This window comes from Polymorphospora sp. NPDC051019 (genome assembly GCF_040683055.1).
Lineage (GTDB): Bacteria > Actinomycetota > Actinomycetes > Mycobacteriales > Micromonosporaceae > Polymorphospora > Polymorphospora lycopeni.
Genome location: NZ_JBFBCH010000025.1, coordinates 15,908 through 37,372, shown reverse-complemented (window position 1 = coordinate 37,372; position 21,465 = coordinate 15,908). Strand labels below are relative to the sequence as shown.

Annotated in this window: 21 protein-coding genes and 1 pseudogene; 13 read left to right on the top strand and 9 right to left on the bottom strand. The window is 72.3% G+C overall.

Annotated features, from left to right (window positions below; translation table 11 throughout):
- Window positions 1-42 precede the first annotated feature (42 nt).
- The 4 genes from ettA (at window position 43) to AB0M79_RS31000 (ending at window position 3,590) form a co-directional block, all read left to right on the top strand.
- Window positions 43-1,719: an energy-dependent translational throttle protein EttA gene (gene ettA / locus AB0M79_RS31015; RefSeq protein WP_364220616.1), complete on the top strand. Its 1,677-nt coding sequence runs from the start codon at window positions 43-45 to the stop codon at window positions 1,717-1,719.
- A complete protein-coding gene (locus AB0M79_RS31010; RefSeq protein ID WP_357542554.1) occupies window positions 1,712-2,176 on the top strand; it encodes a thioesterase family protein in 465 nt (154 codons plus the stop codon). Before ettA ends, AB0M79_RS31010 begins: the two co-directional genes overlap by 8 nt.
- Window positions 2,176-2,874, top strand: a complete 699-nt coding sequence (locus tag AB0M79_RS31005; protein ID WP_364220613.1) for a hypothetical protein — start codon at window positions 2,176-2,178, stop codon at window positions 2,872-2,874. Before AB0M79_RS31010 ends, AB0M79_RS31005 begins: the two co-directional genes overlap by 1 nt.
- 131 nt (window positions 2,875-3,005) lie before the next feature.
- On the top strand, window positions 3,006-3,590 hold the full coding sequence (locus tag AB0M79_RS31000) for a YbjN domain-containing protein (RefSeq protein ID WP_357542550.1): 585 nt from the start codon (window positions 3,006-3,008) through the stop codon (window positions 3,588-3,590).
- Between the two features lie 101 nt (window positions 3,591-3,691).
- Here AB0M79_RS31000 and AB0M79_RS30995 read toward each other — a convergent pair whose 3' ends face one another.
- The 4 genes from AB0M79_RS30995 to AB0M79_RS30980 form a co-directional block, all read right to left on the bottom strand.
- A complete protein-coding gene (locus AB0M79_RS30995) occupies window positions 3,692-4,948 on the bottom strand; it encodes a delta-60 repeat domain-containing protein (protein ID WP_364220609.1) in 1,257 nt (418 codons plus the stop codon).
- A gap of 109 nt (window positions 4,949-5,057) precedes the next feature.
- Window positions 5,058-5,510 (bottom strand): globin, encoded by a 453-nt coding sequence (locus AB0M79_RS30990; protein ID WP_357542546.1) that lies wholly within the window; start codon window positions 5,508-5,510, stop codon window positions 5,058-5,060.
- Between the two features lie 49 nt (window positions 5,511-5,559).
- A complete protein-coding gene (locus AB0M79_RS30985; RefSeq protein WP_364220606.1) occupies window positions 5,560-6,948 on the bottom strand; it encodes an MFS transporter in 1,389 nt (462 codons plus the stop codon).
- Between the two features lie 260 nt (window positions 6,949-7,208).
- On the bottom strand, window positions 7,209-8,267 hold the full coding sequence (locus AB0M79_RS30980; RefSeq protein WP_364220751.1) for a mechanosensitive ion channel family protein: 1,059 nt from the start codon (window positions 8,265-8,267) through the stop codon (window positions 7,209-7,211).
- A 331-nt stretch (window positions 8,268-8,598) separates the two neighbouring features.
- Between AB0M79_RS30980 and AB0M79_RS30975 the strand changes: the two genes are divergently transcribed.
- Window positions 8,599-9,132 carry an HNH endonuclease gene (locus AB0M79_RS30975; protein ID WP_357542542.1) on the top strand — a complete coding sequence of 178 codons (534 nt, stop codon included), beginning with the start codon at window positions 8,599-8,601 and terminating at the stop codon, window positions 9,130-9,132.
- A 48-nt stretch (window positions 9,133-9,180) separates the two neighbouring features.
- Here the strand turns inward: AB0M79_RS30975 and AB0M79_RS30970 are convergent, their stop codons facing one another.
- Window positions 9,181-10,002: a class F sortase gene (locus tag AB0M79_RS30970; protein ID WP_364220603.1), complete on the bottom strand. Its 822-nt coding sequence runs from the start codon at window positions 10,000-10,002 to the stop codon at window positions 9,181-9,183.
- Window positions 9,995-10,510 (bottom strand): hypothetical protein, encoded by a 516-nt coding sequence (locus AB0M79_RS30965; RefSeq protein ID WP_364220600.1) that lies wholly within the window; start codon window positions 10,508-10,510, stop codon window positions 9,995-9,997. The genes AB0M79_RS30970 and AB0M79_RS30965 overlap by 8 nt, the downstream gene beginning before the upstream one ends.
- Window positions 10,511-10,840: 330 nt before the next feature.
- Here AB0M79_RS30965 and AB0M79_RS30960 point away from each other — a divergent pair, with 330 nt between their 5' ends.
- Window positions 10,841-11,119: a hypothetical protein gene (locus AB0M79_RS30960; protein ID WP_364220748.1), complete on the top strand. Its 279-nt coding sequence runs from the start codon at window positions 10,841-10,843 to the stop codon at window positions 11,117-11,119.
- Entirely contained in the window at window positions 11,106-11,516 is a 411-nt protein-coding gene (locus AB0M79_RS30955; RefSeq protein WP_364220597.1) for a DUF5130 family protein, read from the top strand. The genes AB0M79_RS30960 and AB0M79_RS30955 overlap by 14 nt, the downstream gene beginning before the upstream one ends.
- Window positions 11,517-11,624: 108 nt before the next feature.
- Here the strand turns inward: AB0M79_RS30955 and pepN are convergent, their stop codons facing one another.
- Window positions 11,625-14,171, bottom strand: coding sequence for an aminopeptidase N (gene pepN / locus AB0M79_RS30950; RefSeq protein WP_364220594.1), 2,547 nt, complete (start codon window positions 14,169-14,171; stop codon window positions 11,625-11,627).
- Window positions 14,172-14,392: 221 nt separating this feature from the next.
- Between pepN and AB0M79_RS30945 the strand changes: the two genes are divergently transcribed.
- The 5 genes from AB0M79_RS30945 to AB0M79_RS30925 all read left to right on the top strand — a co-directional run bounded on the left by AB0M79_RS30945 (window position 14,393) and on the right by AB0M79_RS30925 (window position 18,835).
- Entirely contained in the window at window positions 14,393-15,019 is a 627-nt protein-coding gene (locus AB0M79_RS30945) for a disulfide bond formation protein DsbA (protein ID WP_357542532.1), read from the top strand.
- A 692-nt stretch (window positions 15,020-15,711) separates the two neighbouring features.
- Window positions 15,712-16,056, top strand: coding sequence for a hypothetical protein (locus AB0M79_RS30940; protein WP_364220591.1), 345 nt, complete (start codon window positions 15,712-15,714; stop codon window positions 16,054-16,056).
- A gap of 115 nt (window positions 16,057-16,171) precedes the next feature.
- Window positions 16,172-17,392, top strand: a complete 1,221-nt coding sequence (locus AB0M79_RS30935; RefSeq protein ID WP_364220588.1) for a DUF1015 family protein — start codon at window positions 16,172-16,174, stop codon at window positions 17,390-17,392.
- Window positions 17,393-17,396: 4 nt separating this feature from the next.
- Window positions 17,397-18,305, top strand: a complete 909-nt coding sequence (locus AB0M79_RS30930; protein ID WP_364220585.1) for an alpha/beta hydrolase — start codon at window positions 17,397-17,399, stop codon at window positions 18,303-18,305.
- A gap of 62 nt (window positions 18,306-18,367) precedes the next feature.
- Window positions 18,368-18,835: a ribose-5-phosphate isomerase gene (locus AB0M79_RS30925; RefSeq protein ID WP_364220582.1), complete on the top strand. Its 468-nt coding sequence runs from the start codon at window positions 18,368-18,370 to the stop codon at window positions 18,833-18,835.
- Between the two features lie 19 nt (window positions 18,836-18,854).
- Here AB0M79_RS30925 and AB0M79_RS30920 read toward each other — a convergent pair.
- Together AB0M79_RS30920 and AB0M79_RS30915 are read right to left on the bottom strand one after the other, a co-directional pair.
- Window positions 18,855-19,037: pseudogene (locus AB0M79_RS30920) on the bottom strand (hypothetical protein); the annotation flags it as partial.
- Window positions 19,038-19,462: 425 nt separating this feature from the next.
- Entirely contained in the window at window positions 19,463-20,689 is a 1,227-nt protein-coding gene (locus AB0M79_RS30915) for a GNAT family N-acetyltransferase (RefSeq protein WP_364220579.1), read from the bottom strand.
- A gap of 172 nt (window positions 20,690-20,861) precedes the next feature.
- On the opposite strand from AB0M79_RS30915, the gene AB0M79_RS30910 reads away from it, so the two are divergent.
- Window positions 20,862-21,416 (top strand): hypothetical protein, encoded by a 555-nt coding sequence (locus AB0M79_RS30910; protein ID WP_357542519.1) that lies wholly within the window; start codon window positions 20,862-20,864, stop codon window positions 21,414-21,416.
- Window positions 21,417-21,465 lie beyond the last annotated feature (49 nt).

Sequence of the window (21,465 nt, the reverse complement as noted above, 5' to 3'; positions counted from 1 at the left end):
CGTTCGCCGACTTTCGCAGCGATTCTGGAGGTAGGCCGCACCGTGGCCCAGTACATCTACGTCCTGGAGAAGGCCCGCAAGGCGCACGGCGACAAGGTCGTGCTGGACAACGTGACGCTCAGCTTCCTGCCGGGCGCCAAGATCGGCGTGGTCGGCCCGAACGGCGCGGGTAAGTCCAGCCTGCTCAAGATCATGGCTGGTCTGGACCGACCGAGCAACGGCGAGGCCCGGCTCATGCCCGGCTACACCGTCGGCATGCTGGCCCAGGAGCCGCCGCTCAACGAGGCCAAGACCGTCCTCGGCAACATCGAGGAGGCGGTCGCGGAGACCAAGGCCAAGCTGGAGCGGTTCAACAAGATCGCCGAGCAGATGGCGACCGACTACTCCGACGAGCTGATGGAGGAGATGGGCAAGCTCCAGGAAGAGCTCGACCACGCCGACGCGTGGGACATCGACTCCAAGCTCGAACTCGCCATGGACGCGCTGCGGTGCCCGCCGCCGGACGCCGACGTCACCCAGCTCTCCGGCGGTGAGCGCCGCCGGGTCGCGCTGTGCAAGCTCCTGCTGGAGGCGCCCGACCTGCTGCTGCTCGACGAGCCGACCAACCACCTCGACGCCGAGAGCGTGCAGTGGCTGGAGCAGCACCTGGCCAAGTACGCCGGCACCGTCATGGCGATCACCCACGACCGCTACTTCCTCGACAACGTCGCCGGCTGGATCCTCGAACTCGACCGTGGCCGGGCCATCGGCTACGAGGGCAACTACAGCACCTACCTGGACAAGAAGGCCCAGCGGCTGGCGGTGCAGGGGCGCAAGGACGCCAAGATGCAGAAGCGGCTCGCCGACGAGCTGGAGTGGGTCCGCTCCAACGCCAAGGCGCGGCAGACCAAGTCCAAGGCCCGCCTCGACCGCTACGAGGAGATGGCCAACGAGGCCGAGAAGACCCGCAAGCTGGACTTCGAGGAGATCCAGATCCCGCCGGGCCCGCGGCTGGGCAACACGGTCATCGAGGTCGACGACCTGACCAAGGGCTTCGACGGGCGGGTGCTGATCAACGACCTCAGCTTCTCGCTGCCGCGTAACGGCATCGTCGGCATCATCGGCCCCAACGGCGTCGGCAAGACCACCCTGTTCAAGACCATCGTCGGGCTGGAGCAGCCGAACGAGGGCTCGGTCAAGGTCGGCGAGACCGTCAAGCTGTCGTACGTCGACCAGAACCGGTCCGGCCTCGACGGCGACAAGACGGTGTGGGAGGTCGTCTCCGACGGGCTCGACCACCTGATGGTCGGCAAGGTCGAGATGCCGTCCCGGGCCTACGTGGCCGCCTTCGGCTTCAAGGGCCCCGACCAGCAGAAGCCGACCAAGGTGCTCTCCGGCGGCGAGCGCAACCGGCTCAACCTCGCGCTGACGCTGAAGATCGGCGGCAACGTGATCCTGCTCGACGAGCCGACCAACGACCTCGACGTCGAGACGCTGTCGTCGCTGGAGAACGCACTGCTGGAGTTCCCCGGCTGCGCCGTGGTCATCTCCCACGACCGGATGTTCCTCGACCGGGTCGCGACGCACATCCTGGCCTGGGAGGGCACCGAGGAGAACCCGTCGAACTGGTTCTGGTTCGAGGGCAACTTCGAGGCGTACGAGAAGAACAAGGTCGACCGGCTCGGCGCCGACGCCGCCCGGCCGCACCGGGTGACGTACCGGAAGTTGACGCGTGACTGACCGGTTCGTCTACCACTGCGCCCTGCGCTGGTCCGACCTCGACGCGTACGGCCACATCAACAACGCCCGGTTCCTCACCCTCTACGAGGAGGCCCGGGTCGCGCTGATGTTCATCGGCGGGCGGGCCTGGGGGGTCGGCTCGTTCGCCGACGGCGTCGTGATCGCCCGGCACGAGGTCGACTACCTGCGGCCGGTCGACTACAGCACCGCCCGGACGACCGCCGACCAGCCGCCGACGGTCCGCATCGAGCTGTGGGTGGAGGACGTCCGGGCATCCCGGTTCACCATCGCCTACGAACTGTTCGACGGCGAGGTGCTGGCCAGTCGGGCCCGCTCCGTGCTGGTGCCGTTCGATCTCGCCGCCAAGCGGTCCCGCCGGTTGTCCGACGACGAACGGGAGTTCCTGCGGCCGTACGTCCTCGAGCCGCCGGTGCCCACCACGTCCGGTCGGTCGTAGTGGCGGGGACGGGTCACGGGTTGGCCGCCGGCGGTGACGCGGCGGCCTTCCTGGCCCGGCTGACCCGGCTCGACCGGGCCGCCGTCGTACGGCTGCGGCCGGTCCCGGCCGGCGACGGCCCGGCGGTGACCGCGCTGTGGGGGTGGCTGCCCTGGTCGGTGCTGGTGACCCGGGTGGTTGCCGGCGCCGTCCCCGGCGACGCGACGGTTGCCGCCGCCGACCTGTTGGCCGAGCTGGGCCGCGGCGGCGGCGACCTGCCGGCCCGGTGCGACGTCCGCTGGCGGTGGCCGCTGCCGCCGCCGGCGAGCCGGGTGGTGGAGACGATGGCCGGTGCCGACGTACGGCGGGTGGCCGATGCCGCCGCCGGCACGCTGCGTGCCGCGTCGACCGCCGGGGTCGGCGGCCGGGCGGTGGGGCAGCGGGCGCTGCGCGACGCCCTGCTCGACCACGTCGCGGTGGTGGTGGAGCACGGGCCGGTCGACGGCACCGGGCCGGGCCGGGTGGAGGTGCCGCAGCGACTCGTCCAGGCGGTGGTCCGGATGGGCTTCCTCGGCACCGTCGACACCACCGTCGAAAGCCCCGTCCGGGTACGTCTCGCCGGTCGATGGATCGGCCTCGCGGCACCTTTTGGGACCGCCTGGTTGCCCCCGGTGCAGCAATTTGCGATAAGTCCGACCAGACATCGTCCGAAAGTATGAGACGGCATGGGCCGTCTGGGTTTCTGGTGTCGTTGGGGGGATGCCCTCTGTCGGCTATCCGGGTACCGTCTTGCCTCGGGCCGAACGCAAAGTAGGCGATTGGATCCGCTGGGGAGCGAGGTGCACAAGCTATGCCGTGGTGGTCATGGCGCCCCGGCCACGCCGGTGGCGTAGAGCCGGAGACCCGGAGCAGGATCGCAGAGGACGGCAACATCAGGGTAGGGCCACCGGCACAACGGGAACCCGCCCACGACCGCGCGTCCACCGAACGGACGCTCACGAAGGACATGCCCACGACCGTCGCGCCGGTGACCCTCTGCCGAATCGGTGAGGCGCTGGATCTGCTCGACATCCGCTACCTGGCCGACGGCTACGGCAGCCTGCTGGCCATGTGGGAGCGGCACGCCGTGCTCTTCGCCCTCGAAGGGCCGGAGGACGAGATCCTGGTCATGCGGGCCCGCCCGCACTCGACCGTCCCGCCCGACTGGGCCGACCGCGCCTACCGCGTGGTCAACGAATGGAACCTCGCCGGCCGGTTCGGCAAGGCGTACGTCGGTGACCCCACCGAACGCGGCCAACTGCCGGTCTACGCGGAGATCCAGGTACCGCTGCGCGCCGGCGCCCACGACGCGCTGCTGGTCGAGATGGTCGACTCCGGGCAGACCATGTCGGCCGCGTTCGTCGACTGGCTGCACGACGAGGGTGCCCTGCTCTGATCTGACCCTCGACCCCCTCGTGGCACCGGCCGGCCGCCCACCCCCGCCGGGCGACCGACCGGCCACGAGGGCGGGGGCGCCGGCCTCGGCCGGCCGCTCGCTCACGGCATGGGGAACATGCCGATCCGGCCGTGGTACTCACGGCCCAGCTGGTCGGTGTCCGAGCCGACCCAGAGCCCTTTCGGTGTGGCGAGGAACGCGCGCACCCCGACCCCACGGCTACGGGTCGGGTTCCACGGCAGTGCCTTGCCCGAACGCGGGTCGATCGCGCCGATACCCGGCCGGGACACCGCACCCGGACCGGCCGACTTGTCGCCGTACGGGTTGTCCAGCCAGCGCTGGTGACCGCCGACGTACACGGCACTGCCGGTGACGGCGACCGAGTAGAGCGTGTTGCCGCCGGTGTGGTTGATCCACGTCGGGTTGTGCCGGCCGGTGCCGGTGGTCTCGAAGCGGGCGGCGGTGTTGCACAGCCGGCCCGGACCGGAGTCGTGGCCGGTGGTCACCACCACCAGGTAGGAGCCGTCCGGCGCGAAGTCGACGCCGCGCAGGTAGGTGGCGTAGTCGCCGTCGCAGGTCTGCCGGTAGGCGTCGGTGTACCAGTTGGCGAGCACCGCGTTCGGGCCGCCGGTCTCCAGCATGACCAGTTGCGGGCGGGCCACCCCGCGTACGTGGGTGATCGCACCGGCCAGGACGAGCCGGTTCCCGTCGGGGGAGAGGGCGAAGTCCTCGACCCGTACCCGGGGCAGGCCCTGCCCGGTGAGCGCGGCGTCGAAGCCGGCGTCGACGGCGCCGGTGGCCGCGTCGAGGCGGGCCAGCGCGGTCCGGTTCACCCCGCTGACCTGGCTGAAGGTGCCGCCGGCGTAGAGCCGGGCACCGGAGACGGCCAGGGCGCGTACGTCACCCCAGTTGATGCTCGCGGCGAACCCCGGGACGCGGGCGCCGTCGGCCAGCGACAGCCGGGCCAGCCCGCGCTGGTGGACCCCGTTGACCGTACGGAAGGCGCCGCCCGCGTAGATGGTTCCGTCGGCGCCGGGGGCGAGGGCGTACACCGGGCCGTCGAGGCGGGGTGCGAAGGACCGCACGGTGCCGTCGCCGGCGTCGAAGGCGAGGAGGTACTGGCGGCGCTGGGGATTGCGGCGGTCGCTGTCGGTCACGGCGGTGAAGTCGCCGCCGACGACGACGGTGTCACCGACCACCGTGATGGCCCGGACGGTTCCGTCGAGGATGTGCGGCGTCCAGTCGACCGGGTCGTCGGACACGACGGTGGGGTGTGCCATGTCGGCGACGGCGGGCAGTACGCCGGCGAGGCCGGAGACGGCCAGCACGGTGGCGGCTGCGATGAGGCGGCGGCGCATGGTGTGGGGGACTCCTCGGCGGCAGAGTGGCCGGGAGTCGGCGCCCCCGGTCGTTGACTACGTGCGGATCAACGACCGAGGACGGCGGGCGACGCGTTATGGGGTGGTTCTAGCCGTTTCCCGATGGAATGTCGTCCATCGTGTTCACCATGAAGTACGCGGCCCGTTCCAGGTAGTCCCACAGGGTCGCGGCCTGGTCGGGCGGCAGGTCGATGCTGTCGACGGCCTGCCGCATGTGGCCCAGCCAGGCGTCGCGCTCGGCCGGGCCGATCCGGAACGGGGCGTGCCGCATCCGCAGCCGGGGATGGCCGCGCTGCTGCGAGTAGGTGTTGGGACCGCCCCAGTACTGCATCAGGAACAGCGTCATGCGCTCGGTGGCCGGTCCGAGATCGGCCTCCGGGTACATCGGGCGCAGTACGGGATCGGCGGCGATGCCCCGATAGAACTCGGCGACCAGCTTGCGGAAGGTCGGCTCGCCGCCGATCAGCGCGAAGAAGGTCTCGGGCGAGGTCTGGTCAGCCGACGGCTGGCCCTGTGCTGGCTCCGCTGCTGGATTCACCATTCCATCCTGCCAGGCGTTCCGGGGGACGGATCGGTGGCCCGACCCGGGGTCACAGTGCGCCGACGCCCGGCTTGGAGGCGGCCGGGCGGGGCTGGGACGGTACGGCGGTGCGGTCCGGGCCGTCGGGTTGCGCCGGTCCGGCGGGGTCGGGGTCGGCCTGCTCGCGGCCCTGGCGGCTGGCCTTCGCGATCGCCTCGTTGAAGCGCTCGGCGCTGGGCCAGTGCGCCGCGGTCAGGAGCATGAGCAGCACGCCGGCCGCGCTCCACACCCCCACCACGGTCGGGATCGAGAAGCGGGAGGCGAGCAGGCCGGTCAGCAGCACCGCGCCGCCCTGGGTGACCTGCATGCCGGTCTGCATCACACCGAACGCCCGGGCCCGGTAGCCGTGCGGCAGCGCCTGCACGAAGAGGCCGTTGGCGACCGGGAGCAGGCCGGCGATGGCCACCCCGGAGACCGCCGCCAGCAGCGCGACCACCGTCGGCGAGGGATTGAGCAGGGCCGGCACCAGCGCCAGCGGGGCCAGTACGGCGAACGGCCGGATCAGCGCGCGGCGGATGTCGGGCCGGATGGCGCGGCCGACGACCAGGCTGCCCAGGATGAAGCCCACCGGTCCGGCCGCCATGATCAGCGCCTGGGACAGGCCCCGGCGGCTCTCGTCGTCGCCGAGCGGGCGCTCGGCGGCCCAGGCCGCGGCCAGCCCTTCCGGCACGATCGCGAACAGCATCGCGGCGAAGACCATCACGGCGGTGGCCCGGAGGACCGGGGTGCCGAAGACGATCTGGAAGCCCTCGCCCGTCTCCCGGAACAGGTTGCTGCGGTGCGCCGAGGTCATCGCCGGCGGCCGCTTGCGTACGCCGAGTCGCAGGATCAGCGCCGAGGCGGCGAACGCGGCGGCGTTGATCACCAGGGCGATGCGCGGGTTGACGGCGGCGATCGCGGCACCGGCGACGTAGCCGCCCACCTGGGCGGCCTGGCTGGTGCTGGTGGTGACCGACAGGCCCACCACGAGCCGGTCGCCCTTGAGCAGGACCGGCATCAGCGCGGACCGGGCGGCCTGGCTCGGCGGGTTGGCCAACGTCATCAGGAACAGCAGCCCGATCGTCGCCCAGACCGGCAGGAACGGCAGTGCGACCAGCGCGATCAGCACCATCCGGATCAGGTCGGCGGTGACCATGACCGTCCGGTAGGGGTGCCGCTCGGCAACGGTGGCCAGCAGGGGGCCGCCGATGATCCAGGGCAGGAAACTCACCGCGAACGCGGCGGCCGACATCGCGACCGATCGGGTCTCGTTGTAGACCATCACCGTGATCGCGGCCTTGGCCAGGTAGTCACCGATCCACGTGAGTGTGGTGGCCGAGTAGAGCGCCCGGAACTCGGCCTGGGCGAAGACCTCACGGAAGGTGGCGGGTCTCAGGGGGGCTTGGGTCTCCTCGGACACCGGGGGCCTCCATACGTTCCGTGACCGTGACCATTTGTGATGGAAGTCGGGAACGCCTGCCAGACGTAGGGGTGGGTGACATCTTCGTGACGCTCTGAAAGCGAGCTTGTCACGGATTCTGCCCGATCGTCCGACGCCTGGCTAGTGCGAATGGTCAATGCGTCGGTAGTGCGACTGAACGAACGGACGATATCGGACCACCCACCCGGCGCGCGACCCCGTCCGGTGGCCGCGCGACCCGGGTTGTCCTGGTTATCCGATCAGGTGGCGCCACCCTGTCCGGTTCCGCCCTCGTCGGCCGTCGCGGCCGGTTGGGCGTACATCCTGGAGGCCGCCAGCCGTGCCGTGATGCCGGAATTCTCCAGTGCCTCCGCCAGTCGACGGCGCAATTCCCGGCCGACCGCGAACTGTCCTTCCGCGGTCGTCTTGGCAATTGTCCGGATTACCGTGCCATCGACCGTCACCGTCTCCACCCCCAGCACCTCCGGCGGCTCGACGATGTGTTCGACCAGGTCGGGATCGGCGGCGACCGCGGCGGCGGCGGCCCGCATGATCTCGGTCGCCTTCTCGGTGCCGCCGAATCCGATCGGCATGTCGACGATGACCATCGCCCAGCCCTGGCTCTTGTTGCCGACCCGGATGATCTCGCCGTTCCGGATGTACCAGAGGACCCCGCGGCCGTCACGGATCGTGGTGATCCGCAGGCCGACCGCCTCCACGACACCGGTGGCGTCGCCCAGGTCGACCGTGTCGCCCACGCCGTACTGGTCCTCCAGCAGCATGAAGAGGCCGGCGATCAGATCCTTGACCAGCGACTGGGCGCCGAAGCCGAGCGCGACGCCGACGATGCCGGCGCTGGCCAGCAACGGCGCCAGGTTGAAGCTCAGCTCGCTGAGCACCAGCAGGGCCGCGATCGAGAAGACCACCGCGGTGACCGTGCTGCGCAGCACCGACCCGATCGCCTCGGCACGCTGCCGTCGTCGCTCGGGGAAGACCGCCGTGGGGTCGCTGGCCGCGGTGGGGATGCGTTCCCGCAGGGGCCGCAGGATGGTCGGCACCGCCGTGGTCGACGTACGGCGGACCAACTGGTTGATCCCGCGGTGCAGCAGGTAGCGGATGATGACCGCGACCACCACGATGAGCACGATGCGCAGCGGCTTGACCAGGATGTAGTAGCTGCCCTCGGCGAACCACGGCAGCCCGGTCCACTCGAAGAGCTGGTTGCACAGCAGGTCGCCCGCGCAGGTCGCACTCGGCTCCGGGGTCTCCTCGGGTGCCGGCGAGACCGGACCCGGCGGGGTCGGCTGGGCCAGCACGATCGAAGAAATGTCGGATTTTGAGATGCCGGTCGTCACGACTGTCTTCGTACCGCACCCGCCGGACGGGCTCCACGCCGCCCCCGTACGGCCGTGAGGGACAGCGCCGTTCGGCCCAACCAAACGCTACGGAACCGGTCATCTTGCCACGGGACACGAAAGCTTCATGCGGGACCCCCCGATTAGTACGTGCAATTGGTCGGGTCATCGGGGACTATTGGCGCACGGACGCCGGTGACCAGCCGGCGTCGGTCGCGGTCCGGGCTGGCCGGACTGCGCTGTGCACGCGGGTGACTACGGAACGGGTGAGACCGAAAACCGAGAGGTGAGCGCGATGCCTGACATACGACCCACGGTGGGCTCCGGAGCGTTGGTGCTCAACGCAAGCTACGAGCCGCTGTGTGTCGTATCGGTACGTCGGGCCGCGATCCTCGTCCTGTCGGCCAAGGCCGTCTGTGTCGCCGACGGCGAGGGCGTCCTGCACAGTGCCCGGCACGCGCTGCCGGTGCCGTCGGTCGTCCGGCTGACCCGCTTCGTCCGGGTGCCCTACCGCTCGCACGTCGGCCTGTCCCGCCGGGCCATCTTCGCCCGCGACGGCTGGCGCTGCGCCTACTGCCGCGGCCCGGCCGAGACCATCGACCACGTCTTCCCGCGCAGCCGCGGCGGCGGGCACGCCTGGGAGAACGTCGTCGCCGCCTGCGCGAAGTGCAACCACACCAAGGGCGACAAGACCCCGGCCGAGCTGGGCTGGCGGCTGCACAGCGCCCCGGCCGCCCCGAAGGGCACGGCGTGGCGGGTGCTGGGCCACCGGGCACCGGATCCGCGTTGGGCCGACTGGCTCGACCTGCCGGAGACCGAGGCCGCCTGACCGACCACGGTCAGCGCCGCCGGCACCGCCCGGGCGGTGCCGGCGGCCTCAGCGCGTGCGGGCCTTGACCAGCGAGGCGAAGACGATCACGTTGTCGGCGTATCCGGTGGTGCCGCCGACCCACTGGCCGCCGCAGGTGATCAGCCGCAGGCCGGGGCGGCTGAAGTCGTCGAAGACCCGGTCGACCGGAAAGTTGCCCTTGTCGAAGCGCTCGACGGAGTTGACCTCGAAGACGGCCACCGACTTGTCCTTGCGGGCGATCTCGATCCGCGTACCCGCGTGCAGGTTGGTCAACCGGTGGAACACCGACGGGCCGGTGGGTCCGTCGACGTGCCCGACGATCACGGCGGGGCCGAACTCGCCCGGCGTCGGCCCCTGCTCGTACCAGCCGGCCTCGTTGCGGCGTTCGAGCCCCGGCACCTCGATGGTGCCGTCGGCGCCGATCCCCACGTCGTGCACCGGCGTCCTGACCCCGATGTCCTTGATCGTGACCCGGACCGGCCGGCTCGCTTCCATGACCGGGAACTCCCGGGGCGGCGGTTTGCTGCCCGGCCGGAAGGTCACCAGGTCGAGACCGCCGAGCTGGCCCAGCCCGAGACCGGTGACGAAGATGCCGACGAGCAGCATGACCACCGACATCGAGCCGGTGCCGCGCCGGTTGCGCGGCGGCGCGGCGATCAGCGACCCCTCCGGTGCCGGGCTGACCCCGCGTACGGTGGCGCGCCCGACCGCCCGGTCCGGCCCGGCCTGACCCGACCAGGGGCCGGTGACCCACCCGCCGCCCGATCCGTTGGTCGGCCTCGGCCCGGTGACCCGGGCGGTGCCGGTGGCCCGGCGCCGCCCGGTGGTGCCGGTGCCCGGCTCAGGCACGGGCGCCGCCGCGGCGCCGTCGCGCCGTCGCCAGCGCCAGCCCGGCGCCCAGGGCGAGCGTGGCGAGCCCGCCGATCAGCACCGTACGGCCGTCCAGGCCGCCCGCCATGCCGCCGCCTCCGGCGGCCGGGCCCTGGGTCGGCCGGGTCTGGTTGATGACGTTGAGGTTGGTGTCGGCCGTGCTCCCGTTGGCACAGGTGAGATGCACGTTGTAGTTGCCCGGTGCCTTGCTGCCGGGCACCGTCACCGCGCCGGTCAGCACACCGTTCTCGGGCTGGAGAATGACCTGGCCGAAGGCGTCCGACTCGACCCGCGCCTGGTTGAGGTTGTCCCCGCAGTTGGCGGTGATCCCGACCCGGTTGCCGGCCTGGACGGTGGGCGGATTGAGGTCGATCCGGACCGTCTGGGCGAGTGCGGCCGGTGCGCCGAGCAGTAGTACGGCGCATACCGTGGCGACCGTCACGGCCAGTGCGGTGCGGGTACGGCTGACAAGTCTGCGGATCCCCATGCTGGCCCCTTCCTGGCACGGCTGGACCGCTCTTCTGTCCCCGTCATCGTCGCACTGGTAACGGGGCAAAATCCTTCGAACCAGGCAGTCCGACGGGGTGCGATAGTGGTGAAACGGGCATCAGGGACGACCGTACGAACATCGCCGCCACCTCGACCGTGGACTGCCGAACCGGCCGTCGAAACCGCCGTACCGGCACCCGGAAAACTGCCGTACGATGCCCTCCGCTACCGTGAATCACCTGAGTCGGGGCTGGCCAACTGGCCGACCGGCCGGTGACCCTGGTCCGCTTTCCCGCCTGGGGGCGTTGAGTTGTCTGTTACCAACACGGTGCTCATCTACGTCGGCATCCCGGCCCTCATCGTGCTCGTGATCGCCGGCCTCGGCATGGTCGGCGGCGGTGGCCGGGGCACGCCGCGCTACCGGCCCGGTCGACCCTTCGACTTCACGCCGGTGTGGTTCCTGTCCTCGCCGGAGCAGGTGTCGCCGGGGGCCGAGGCCGCCGCGCTGCCCGCGGGCGGGCAGCGGCGCGAACTGACCGGTGGCACCGAGAACGAGGGCACGCCGGTCGCGGCGCGCGGGACTGGAGGCGCAAGTGACCGCTGGTGAGTTGACGGCCCCCAGCCTGAGCGGGCGGCCGGAGGTGCTCGACGGGCCGTTCTCCACCCGCCAACTGCTGCGGATCGACGAGGCGCTGCGGCTGGCCGACGAGTCGACCGACTACATCTTCAGCATCTACGTCGGCGACCTCGAGGAGCCGGTACGCGAGCACGCCGAGCGGCTGCACGGCCAGATCACCGAGCCCGACCGGGCGGTGCTGATCGCGGTCTCGCCCAACCAGCGCCGGCTCGAGGTGGTCACCGGCGCCGAGGTGCGCAAGCGCATCCCGGACCGCGACGCCAAGCTGGCCGCGCTGTCGATGGTGGCGTCCTTCGGCGGCGGTGACCTCGCCGGTGGCCTCGTCACCGGGCTCGACCAGCTTGCCAGCCGGGCCCGCAAGGGGTGACCCCGCGAGCCGGTCTTCCGGCTCCACCACGAACGGCGAAGGTTCCACCACGAACGACGAAGAAGGCCCCGGGCTCGACCAGCCCGGGGCCTCTTCACGTCCGGTCGCTCAGCCGGCGGCCGCGTCCTTCGCCCGGGCCTGCTGGGCGCGTACGACCCCGTCGCGGCCCTCGCCGACCAGCCGGCGCAGCGGCGCCGGGTGCCCGTCCTGCGCCAGCCACGCGTCGGTGGCGGCCACCGTCTCCTCGCTGACCTGGAAGGCCGGGTAGGCGTGGAGCACGAACTCCTGCGCCGGCTCGCTGTCCCGGCTGGCCCACACCTGGCCGACCGCCTCGAAGAAGCGGGTGGTGTAGCCGGCGGTCAGCTCGACCTGCGCCGGGTGGTGGAAGCCGCGCAGCAGCGCGCGGTTCTGCCAGTTCGGCAGGGCCTCGCCACCGGTGAGCCGGGCCCACACCGCTTCCTTGTTGGCGACGGTCGGCACCAGCGCGTGGGCCAGCGCCGCCTCCCGCTCACCGCTGGCCGTACGGTCCCGGCCGAGTTCGGCGTCGATCTCGTCGGCGCCGGCCGCGCCGTTGGCGACCAGTGCCTGCAACAGCGCCCAGCGCAGCTCGGTGTCGATGGTCAGACCCGCCGGGACGTCGGCGCCGTCGAGCCAGCCGCGCAGCACCGCCAGGTCCTCGGCCGACCGGGCGGCGGTCGCGAAGGCCCGCGCCCACGCGAGTTGCAGCCCGCTGCCCGCCTGCGCGGCGGCCAGCGCGGCGCGCGCGGTCCGGGCGTATTCCGCCCAGCCCTGCGGCGCCCACGTCGGGTCGGCGTAGTTGGCCAGCGTGCTGCCGCCCTGCCGCAGCGTCTGGGTGACCAGGTTGATGTCGCCCTCGCTGGGCAGCCCGGCCAGCACCAGCGCCACGTAGTCGCGGGCCGCCAGTTCGGCGTCGCGGACCATGTCCCAGGCCGCCGACCAGCACAGCGCGCGGGACAGCGACGATTCGAACTTGCCGATGTGCTGCACGACGGCGGCCATCGACCGCTCGTCGAGCCGCAGCTTCGCGTACGTCAGGTCCTCGTCGTTGAGCAGCAGCACGTCGGCCGCCCGAACCCCGGCGAGCCGCTCGACCACGGTGCGTTCCCCGGTGACGTCGATCTCGATCAGGTCGCGCCGGACCAGACGCTCGCCGTCGAGGTCGTAGAGGCCGACCCCGATCCGGTGGGTGCGCAACGTCGGGTAGTCGGCGGGCGCCTCCTGCAGCACGGTCACCCGCTCGTAGGTGCCGTCGGCGCCGATCGACACCTCGGGGCGCAGCGTGTTGACCTGTGCGGTCTCCAGCCACTGGGCGGCGAACTTGCGCAGCTCGCGGCCGGAGGCGGCCTCCAGCTCCGACAGCAGGTCGTCGAAGGTGGCGTTGCCCCACGCGTGCTTGCCGAAGTATGCCCGCAGCCCGGCCAGGAACGGCTCCAGCCCGACGTAGGCGACCAACTGCTTGATCACGCTGGCGCCCTTGGCGTAGGTGATCCCGTCGAAGTTGACCTCGACGGCCTCCAGGTCCGGCATCTCGCAGTAGACCGGGTGCGTGGAGGAGAGCTGGTCCTGCCGGTAGCCCCAGTTCTTGCGGACCGACAGGAACGTCGTCCACGCGTCGGTGAACCGGGTGGCGTGGGTGTTGGCCCAGTGGCTGGCCCACTCCGCGAAGGACTCGTTGAGCCACAGGTCGTTCCACCAGCGCATGGTGACCAGGTCGCCGAACCACATGTGCGCCAGCTCGTGCAGGATCGTGTTGGCCCGCTGCTCGTGCTCGAAGTCGGTGACCTGGGAGCGGAAGAGGTAGTGCGCCTCGGAGTGGGTGACGCAGGCGAAGTTCTCCATTGCGCCGGCGTTGAAGTCGGGCACCCAGAGCTGGTCGTACTTCGGCAGCGGGTAGCGCACGCCGAACTGCTCGTGGAAGAAGTCGAAGCCCTGCGTGGTGATCAGGTGCAGGTTGTCGGTGTCGAGGTGCTCGGCCATGCTCGCCCGGCAGAAGTAGCCCATGTCGATGCCGTCGTGGGTGCGCCGTACCTCGTGGTAGGGGCCGGCGCACAGGGCCGTGATGTAGGAGCTCATCCGCGCCGACGTGGCGAAGTGGACGGTCTTGGTGTCGTCGCCCGGCTCGACACGGTCCACCGTGGAGTTCGAGACGACCGTCCAGTGTGCCGGCACGGTGGCGTGCCAGGTGTAGACGCTCTTCAGGTCGGGCTGGTCGAAGCAGGCGAAGACCCGCTGCGCGTCGGCGGTCTCGAACTGGCTGTAGAGATAGGTCTCGCCGTCGACCGGGTCGACGCTGCGGTGCAGGCCCTGCCCGCTGGCCGAGTACGCGAAATCGGCGTCGACGACGAGGACGTTGTCGGCCGCCAGGCCGGGCAGCGTCAGCCCCTTCTCCGCCGACCACCCGGAGAGATCCAGCGATGTGCCGTTGAGGGTCGCGGACCGTACCGTCTCGGCGGCGACCTCGATGAACGTCGACGCCCCGGGCTCCGCGCAGGTGAACCGGACCTCGGTCACCGACCGGAAGGTGCGGTTGTCCGCGGCCCGCCCGGCCGAGGAGAGGTCCAGGTTGATGTCATAGCCGGTCACGTCGAGCAGGCGGGCCCGCTCGGTCGCCTCGACCTGGTTCAGATTGCGCACTCCGGGCACTATCAGTTCTCCATCCGCGTCTTACCCGCTGTCCCCGTTGACAGGAACGGGCCACGACGATGATGGCCCGCGTCGAGTCTTCCATGTCGAAAAACAACTGGCGGGGGTGGTCCAGGTCACGTTCTGGTAATGGTGCCGTCACGGCCTTCGTGGGGGAAGGATTCGGCGCAGGGGCGCGACATCCCGCGCCGACCATGGGAAAGGACAGCATCGTGGCTGAGCGCGAGACCGTCGACATGTGGTTCGACCCCATCTGCCCCTGGGCCTGGGTCACCTCCCGCTGGCTGCTCGAGGTCGAGAAGGTACGCGAACTCGACATGCGGTTCCACGTCATGAGCCTGTCGGTGCTCAACTCCGGCCGGGACGTCCCGGAGCAGTACGCCAAGCTGCTGGAGGCCGGCTGGGGGCCGGTACGGGTCTGCATCGCCGCCGAGCGCGAGCACGGCGCCGCCGTGCTGCGTGACCTCTACACCGCGCTCGGCACCCGGATCCACTTGGGCCGGCAGGAACTGGGCCGGCAGCTCTACGTCGACGCGCTCACCGACGTCGGCCTCGATCCGGCGCTGGCCGACGCCGCCGACTCCACCGAGTTCGACGAGGCGCTGGTGGCCAGCCACAACGCCGGCATGAAGCCGGTCGGCACCGACGTCGGCACCCCGGTCATCCACGCGCCCGGCCCGGTCCCCGGCCAGCCGGTCGCGTTCTTCGGGCCGGTCGTGACCCCCGCGCCGAAGGGCGAGGCCGCCGGTCGGCTCTGGGACGGGGTCGTGCTGGTCGCGGGCACGCCGGGCTTCTACGAGCTCAAGCGGTCCCGCGACGAGGACCCGTCCTTCGACTGACTGTGAGCATGGCGGGGTCGGCGTCGGCCTGGCCCAGGACTGCGTCGACGGGGTCGGTTCACCAGTGGTGAGCTGATGCTGGTGGTAGTGGGCGTGACCCTTCGTCTGGCCGGCTTCGTGCCTTCGACACGACCTGTCCGCCCGCTACCGCCGGCGCCGGCCCGGCGGGAGACGTTTGGCCTGGTCAGGAGCTTGACTGCCAGTCAGCGGCTGGCGTGTCCCGGCACCGTACCGAACTGCTCGCCGTGGCCGGGCAGTGCTCAGGGCGGTGGGTGCCGGCCCGGTCCACCGGCCCACCCGGAGGCCCGATACCACTGCCACGCCCTACAGTGAATTCGCTGTACGTACGCCGAATTCGCTGTGGACCGCAACACCTGAGGGGTCCTTCCCCGGCAGGCGCGGGCGCCGGGACGAGGTGGTGGTGGCCGCCGCCAGGGCATCCGTGATCATCTGCTGCCCAGCAGTTCGACACGCCGTACCTGCAACGGCGGGACAACTGACGATCACCACCCGCCGCCCTGCCACGAAGGGCACGGGGGCGGCGGCCGGCGGGAAACGGCCCGGCCGGCGGCGGTATCCGCCTATCGTGGGGCTGACGGCGCCGTGACAAGTGGTCGACAGCCTCGTTGCGCAGGGTGTTCATCACGGCGACCCGGAACGGGTCGTGCTATCGCCGCAGCGGAGGCATTTCGATGGTCGAGACCCGCGAACCAGCCGCGGAGCCCGCAGAGCCCGCCGAGGTCGCGCAATGTCTGGGCGGCCGCTGGGCGGTCGAGGTCGGCCGGTGGAGTGACCGGCTTCCACCCGGATGTGCCGACCTGCTGGCGCCGCCCGTGGTGGTGTCGGTGCTGGCGGCCACCGGAGCACCGCAGGCTGCGGTGCCGGCGGCCGTTGCGGTGCCGGCCGCAGCAGCGGTGCCGGTGCCGGTGCGCAGGGCCGCCCCGACCCGCCGCCGCCGGATGGCGGTCGTCGGGTCCGGCACCCCGCGCGACAATCCGGTCCGGCCCGCCGTCCGCCGCCCGGCCCGCGCCGCCTGACCCGACCCCCGGACCAGCCGGTACGTCCGGACGGCCGCCGCGGCCCCGCCCATCAGGCGGTGAACCGCCGGGGTATCGGGCGTCACACCGGGGTGCGACGGTAGCGTCACCGAACATGACGGTCGTGCATCCGATCGCCCGGGCCTGGATCACCACTGGCGGCACCGGCGCGCAAAACTACGACGAGTTCGCCGACGACGCGGAAATCACCGCGATCATCGGGGCCAACCCGCACAGCGCCCTGGCGATCGAGATGCCGCACAAGGCACCCGACGCCGAGGGCCGCTCCTTCCTCGACAGCCTGCCCGCCGCCGTCGCCCGGCTGGCCGAGGCGAAGGCCGACGGCAGCTACACCCCGGCCGAGCGGGTCGTGGTGCTCTACCGGATCTCCGAGCCGGCCAGCGACGGCGCCGCGTACGGGCTCTTCGCCGCCGTCGACACCGACCAGATCTCGACCAGCGCCGACGAACCGGGGCTGGTGATCCGCAACGAGGACGTGTTCATCGAGAAGGTCCGCGAGCGGGTCGCGCTGGCCGAGGAGACCGGGCACCTGCTGTCGCCCGTACTGCTGTTGCAGACCGGGCGGGGCGAGGAACTGCACACGGCGCTGGCCGCGGCGACCGAGCGGGCCGGCGCACCGGCGGCGACCGATGTCGACCAGTCGGGGCGTACGCACGCGATCTGGCTCGTCGGGCCCGGCCCCGGGCAGGACGAGCTGACCGCGCTGGCCGGGGGCGGCGAACTCGTCGTCGCCGACGGCAACCACCGCAGCCTGGCGGCGCAGACCGGCGGCCTGCGCCGCTTCCTGGCCGTGGTGACCACCCCGGCGTCGGTCGCCATCCAGCCCTACAACCGGCTGGTCGCCGAGCTGACCGTGACTCCCGACGAACTGGTCGCCGAGCTGACCGCCGCCGGTGCCACGGTCGAACCGGTCGCCGGTCCGGCCACCGTGCCGACCGGTGGCGGGGTCGTCCACCTCTACACCGCCGGCCGCACCCTGGCGGTCAAGCTGCCGGCCACCGCCGGTGGCGGCGTCGTCGACAATCTCGACCACGCCCTGGTCGAGCGGGTGCTGCTGCGCGGTGTCCTCGGCCTCGACCCGGGCGACAAGCGGATCACGTACGTCGGCGGCGACTACCCCGCCGAATGGCTGACCGGTGAGGTCGACGCCGGACGGGCGGAGCTGGCCGTGCTGATCGCCCCGGTGACCGTCGACGACTTCGTGGCGGTCAACCTGGCCCGCCAGAAGCTGCCCCGCAAGAGCACCTGGTTCACCCCGAAGGCCCGCGCCGGCCTCGTCCTCGCCCAGCTCGGCGAGGACGGGGCAGGGGCGTGAGCGCGTGACCCTTCACCCGCAGGTGGTGGCCGCGCTCGCGGTACGGCCACGGCCGACGTCCGAGGTGGTCGACGCCGATCCGCTCGCGGCGCTGGCGGCCGGCCGGGCGGCCATGCTCGCCGCGGTGCCGGCGGAGTGCGGACCTCCGGTGCCGGTCGCCTCGGTGTCCGATGTGGACGCCGACGGGGTGCCGTGCCGGCTCTACGCGCCCGCTCCCGGCGTACCGGTGCTCGTCTACGTGCACGGCGGCGGCTGGGCGATGGGCAATGTGGAGATCGTCGACGCGTTCTGCCGGCGGGTCGCCGACCGGTCCGGCTGCGCGGTGCTCTCGGTCGACTACCGGCTCGCGCCCGAGCACCCGTACCCGGCGGGGGTCGACGACGTCGAGACCGCGCTGACCTGGCTGCGCCGCGAAGGTCTCGGGCTGGACGTGAGCCGGGTGGCGATCGGCGGCGACAGTGCCGGCGGCCATCTGGCCACCGTCGTCGCCCGCCGGCAGCGCGACGCCGGCCGGCCGCTGGCCCACCAGGTGCTGATCTATCCGGTCATCGACCCGGCGATGGCCTCGGACTCCTACCGCGACCTCGGTGGGGCCGGCCTCGACCGGGCGACCATGGCCCGGTTCTGGGACCTGTTCGTGCCCGACCCCGCCGACCGGGCCGCGCCGGACGTGGCACCGCTCGCGGCGCCGCTGGCCGGCATGCCGCCCACCCTGCTGATCACCGCCGAGTACGACGTCCTGCGCGACGAGGGCGAGCGGTACGGCGTCGAACTGCTCGCCGCCGGCGTGCCCGTGGTGACCGTCCGCTACCAGGGCGTCAACCACGGCTTCGTCCGCAAGCTCGCCATCTTCGACGCCGCCGCGGTGGCCACCGACCAGATCGCGGCGGCGCTGCGCGCGGCGCTGGTGTGACCGATCGCCCGGCGCCGTGTCCCGGCGCCGGGCTCCGGCCGGCGGCTGACAGACTGCCGGTCATGCGCGTATACCTGGGAGCCGACCACGCCGGCTTCGAGCTCAAGGCACACCTGGCCAACCACCTCGCCAAGCAGGGCTACGACCTGGTCGACGTCGGCCCGCACCACTACGACCCCGACGACGACTATCCGGTGTTCTGCCTGCACGCCGGGGCCCGCGTGGTCGCCGACGAGGGCAGCCTCGGCATCGTCATCGGCGGGTCCGGCAACGGCGAGCAGATCGCGGCCAACAAGGTCGACGGGGTACGGGCGGCGCTGGCGTGGAACGTCGACACCGCGCAGCTCGCCCGCCAGCACAACGACGCCAACGTGGTCGCGATCGGCGCCCGCCAGCACACCCTCGACGAGGCGACCGCGATCGTCGAGGCGTTCCTGGCCACCCCGTTCTCCGGCAACGACCGGCACGCGCGCCGGATCGCGACGATCACCGGGTACGAGGCGACGACCGAACTGCCCCCGCTGCCGTAGCCGGGTGACCGGGCGGCCGTCAGCGGTTGCGCGGCAGGTCTTCGCGGGGCACCCAGTTGCGGCGTACGACCACCAGCCGATCCTCGGCTTCGGCCAGGTCGGCGGCGGTCGGCCGGGACGCGTCCCGGGCCCGCAGTGCGGCGCGTACGTCGACCTGCGAGGTCCCGGAGCCGATCAGCCCGCGCAGCCCCCGTTCGGCTTCCCGGTCGTCGGCCGGCGGGCCGCCGTTGCCGCGCCTGCCGTCGCCGCGCCCGTTGCCCCGCCCACCGGCACCGCGACCACCACCGGTGGCCGGAGCTCCAGCGGCCGGTCCGTCACCGGCGGCGGTCGTTCCGCCGCCGGTGGGGCCGGTGCCGCGGCGGGAGTCGGTGGGCCGGCCGGTGTCGCGCCGCCGGGGCGCCGACGGCTCCGGCCGTGGGTCGTGCACCTGTGCGGTCGACGCCGACGGCCCGTCCGGCCGCCCGGAGTCGTCCGGCCACGCGGCCGGCCGGGCGGGTCCGTCCGGTCCGGCCCCGCCCTCGGCCGGGTCGTCGGGGCTGACCGGGACGCGTCCGGCCTTGGTGTGCCGCAGCCGGCGCCGCCGGCGTTCGGGATCCGCCATGTGCCGACGGTACCGGCCCGGCCCGGTCAGAACACCTCCAGCGACGCCGGGGCCCGGTCCCAGCCGAACGCGGCGGAGGTACGCGCCACCGCGCCGGGAACCAGCTCGCCGACCCGGCCGGCGGCGGCGAGGGCGTTCAGGTCCGGCCCGCCCAGGTAGACCGCGCCCAGGTCACGGACGTCGCAGGTGAGATCGGCCGGGCCGCCGGTGCGTTCGCAGTGGGCGCCGGTACGGTCGCCGGTCAGCCGCCACCGGCCGGTGTTGTCCGGCAGCAGCGGATCGGTGACGTCGACCACCACGTCAACCGGGGTCCGGTAGCGGCGGGCGGCCAGCGCGGCACCGACGTCGAGCAGCCGTACCCAGAGCGCGTCGGCGACCCTGGGGACCAGTTGCCTCGGCTCGGCGACCAGGTGCTGCAACGGCTCGTCGAGCGACCCGAACGGATAGGTCGCGGTCCGGGTCAGGTCGATCGACAGCAGGAACCGCCACAGCTGGCGGTAGGCGTCCGGGGTCGCCGCGACGACCTCCTGGACGCGTACCTCGCCGGTGGGTCCGCCCGGGGTCCAGCCGCCCTTGGTACGCCACAGCGCGTAGCCCTCGACGCCGTCCGCGCCCTCGTACAGCACGGCCCGGCGTTCCGTGGCGCCGTCGCGCTGACCGGGGAAGTCGCCGAGCAGGTGGTCCCACCAGCGGCCGGGGCGGCTGGACCAGCCGGGCCGGTCCGGCAACAGCCGGTCGTACAGGTCGGCCAGTTCGGTCCGGAACGTGTCCGGCGGGCCGGTCCGCAGCCGGCCCCCGGCGGCCTCGGGCAGGCCGGCCTCCAGGGCCGTGACGTCGAGGACGAGGCGCTGGCTGGCGAGGCCGTAGCCGAACCTCGGGTAGATCCGGCCCTCGCTGGCCCACAGCACCGCGACCGGCTCGCGGCCGGCGTCGCGGGCCTCGCCGAGCTGCCGCTCCATGAGCCGGGTCAGCAGCCGGCGGCGCCGGTGGGTGGGCGCGACCCCGACCATGGTCACGTGCGTCGCCGGCACCACCGCTCCGGGGACGGTGAGGTCGCGGGTGAACGCCGCGGCGTGCGCGACGACACGTCCCTCGTCGCGGACCACCAGTGACCGGTCGGGTTCGAAGACCAGCCGTTCACTCTCGTGGACGTCGGACTCCAGGGCATGGTGGAACGAGGCGGCCATCAGGGCGCCGACCTCGTCCCAGTCGTCGGGGGTGGCCGGCTGGATCGGCAGTTCGGCTTCGGTCATGTTGCGTGTCTAGCCGATCGGCGCACGGTGGGCGACCGTTTTGTCGGCTCGGTACCCTCGTATGCGAACGGTGGCCGGCGCTCGAAGGGGCAGGGGCGGTCGATCCCGGTGCGGATCGACCAGGGTCCGACGGATCGGCGCCGGGTCGATGCGCCACCGACGGGGAGGAAGCATGGCAGACCAGCCGAACCAGAGCCAGTCGTGGGAGCGCACCGTCGAGGTGCCCCGGCAGGAGGTGCCGCTCGGGCCGGCACCGTTCCGGCGCGGGGTGGCCCAGGTCGGCCCGCGTCCCGCCCCCACCGAGTCGTTTCCCGCCGCCCACGAGCACGAGCCCACCGGCACCGGCTGGCCCGGGGCGCCGGACCCGCACCAGCCCCGGATGCCGCTCAGCTACCACATGCGCCAGTTGCGGCTGGGCAGCGAGTGGAGCATCGTCGGCGGCCTCTTCGCCTTCGTCTGCTGGGGAATCTGGGCCATCTCGGCCCGCGGCGACCTCACCAGCCCGGTCGTCACGTTCGTCCTGACCCTCTTCGTCGCCGCCGGTGTCTTCGGGCTGTCCCGGCTGCTCGGCCGGGTCGTGCTGGAGCGCCAGCTCGGCCGGGTCCGGCGCACCGCGAAGGGCGCCCACCTGGCGACCGGCGTGTTCCTGGTCGGCGTCGGCATCGCCTACCTGCGCCAGACCGAGTGGGTGATGGGGATCTGGAACTGGTTCGCCGCGCTGTTCTGAGCGGCCGGGGCGCGGGCCGTGGAATTTGACGGCGTGCGACCCGGCTGCC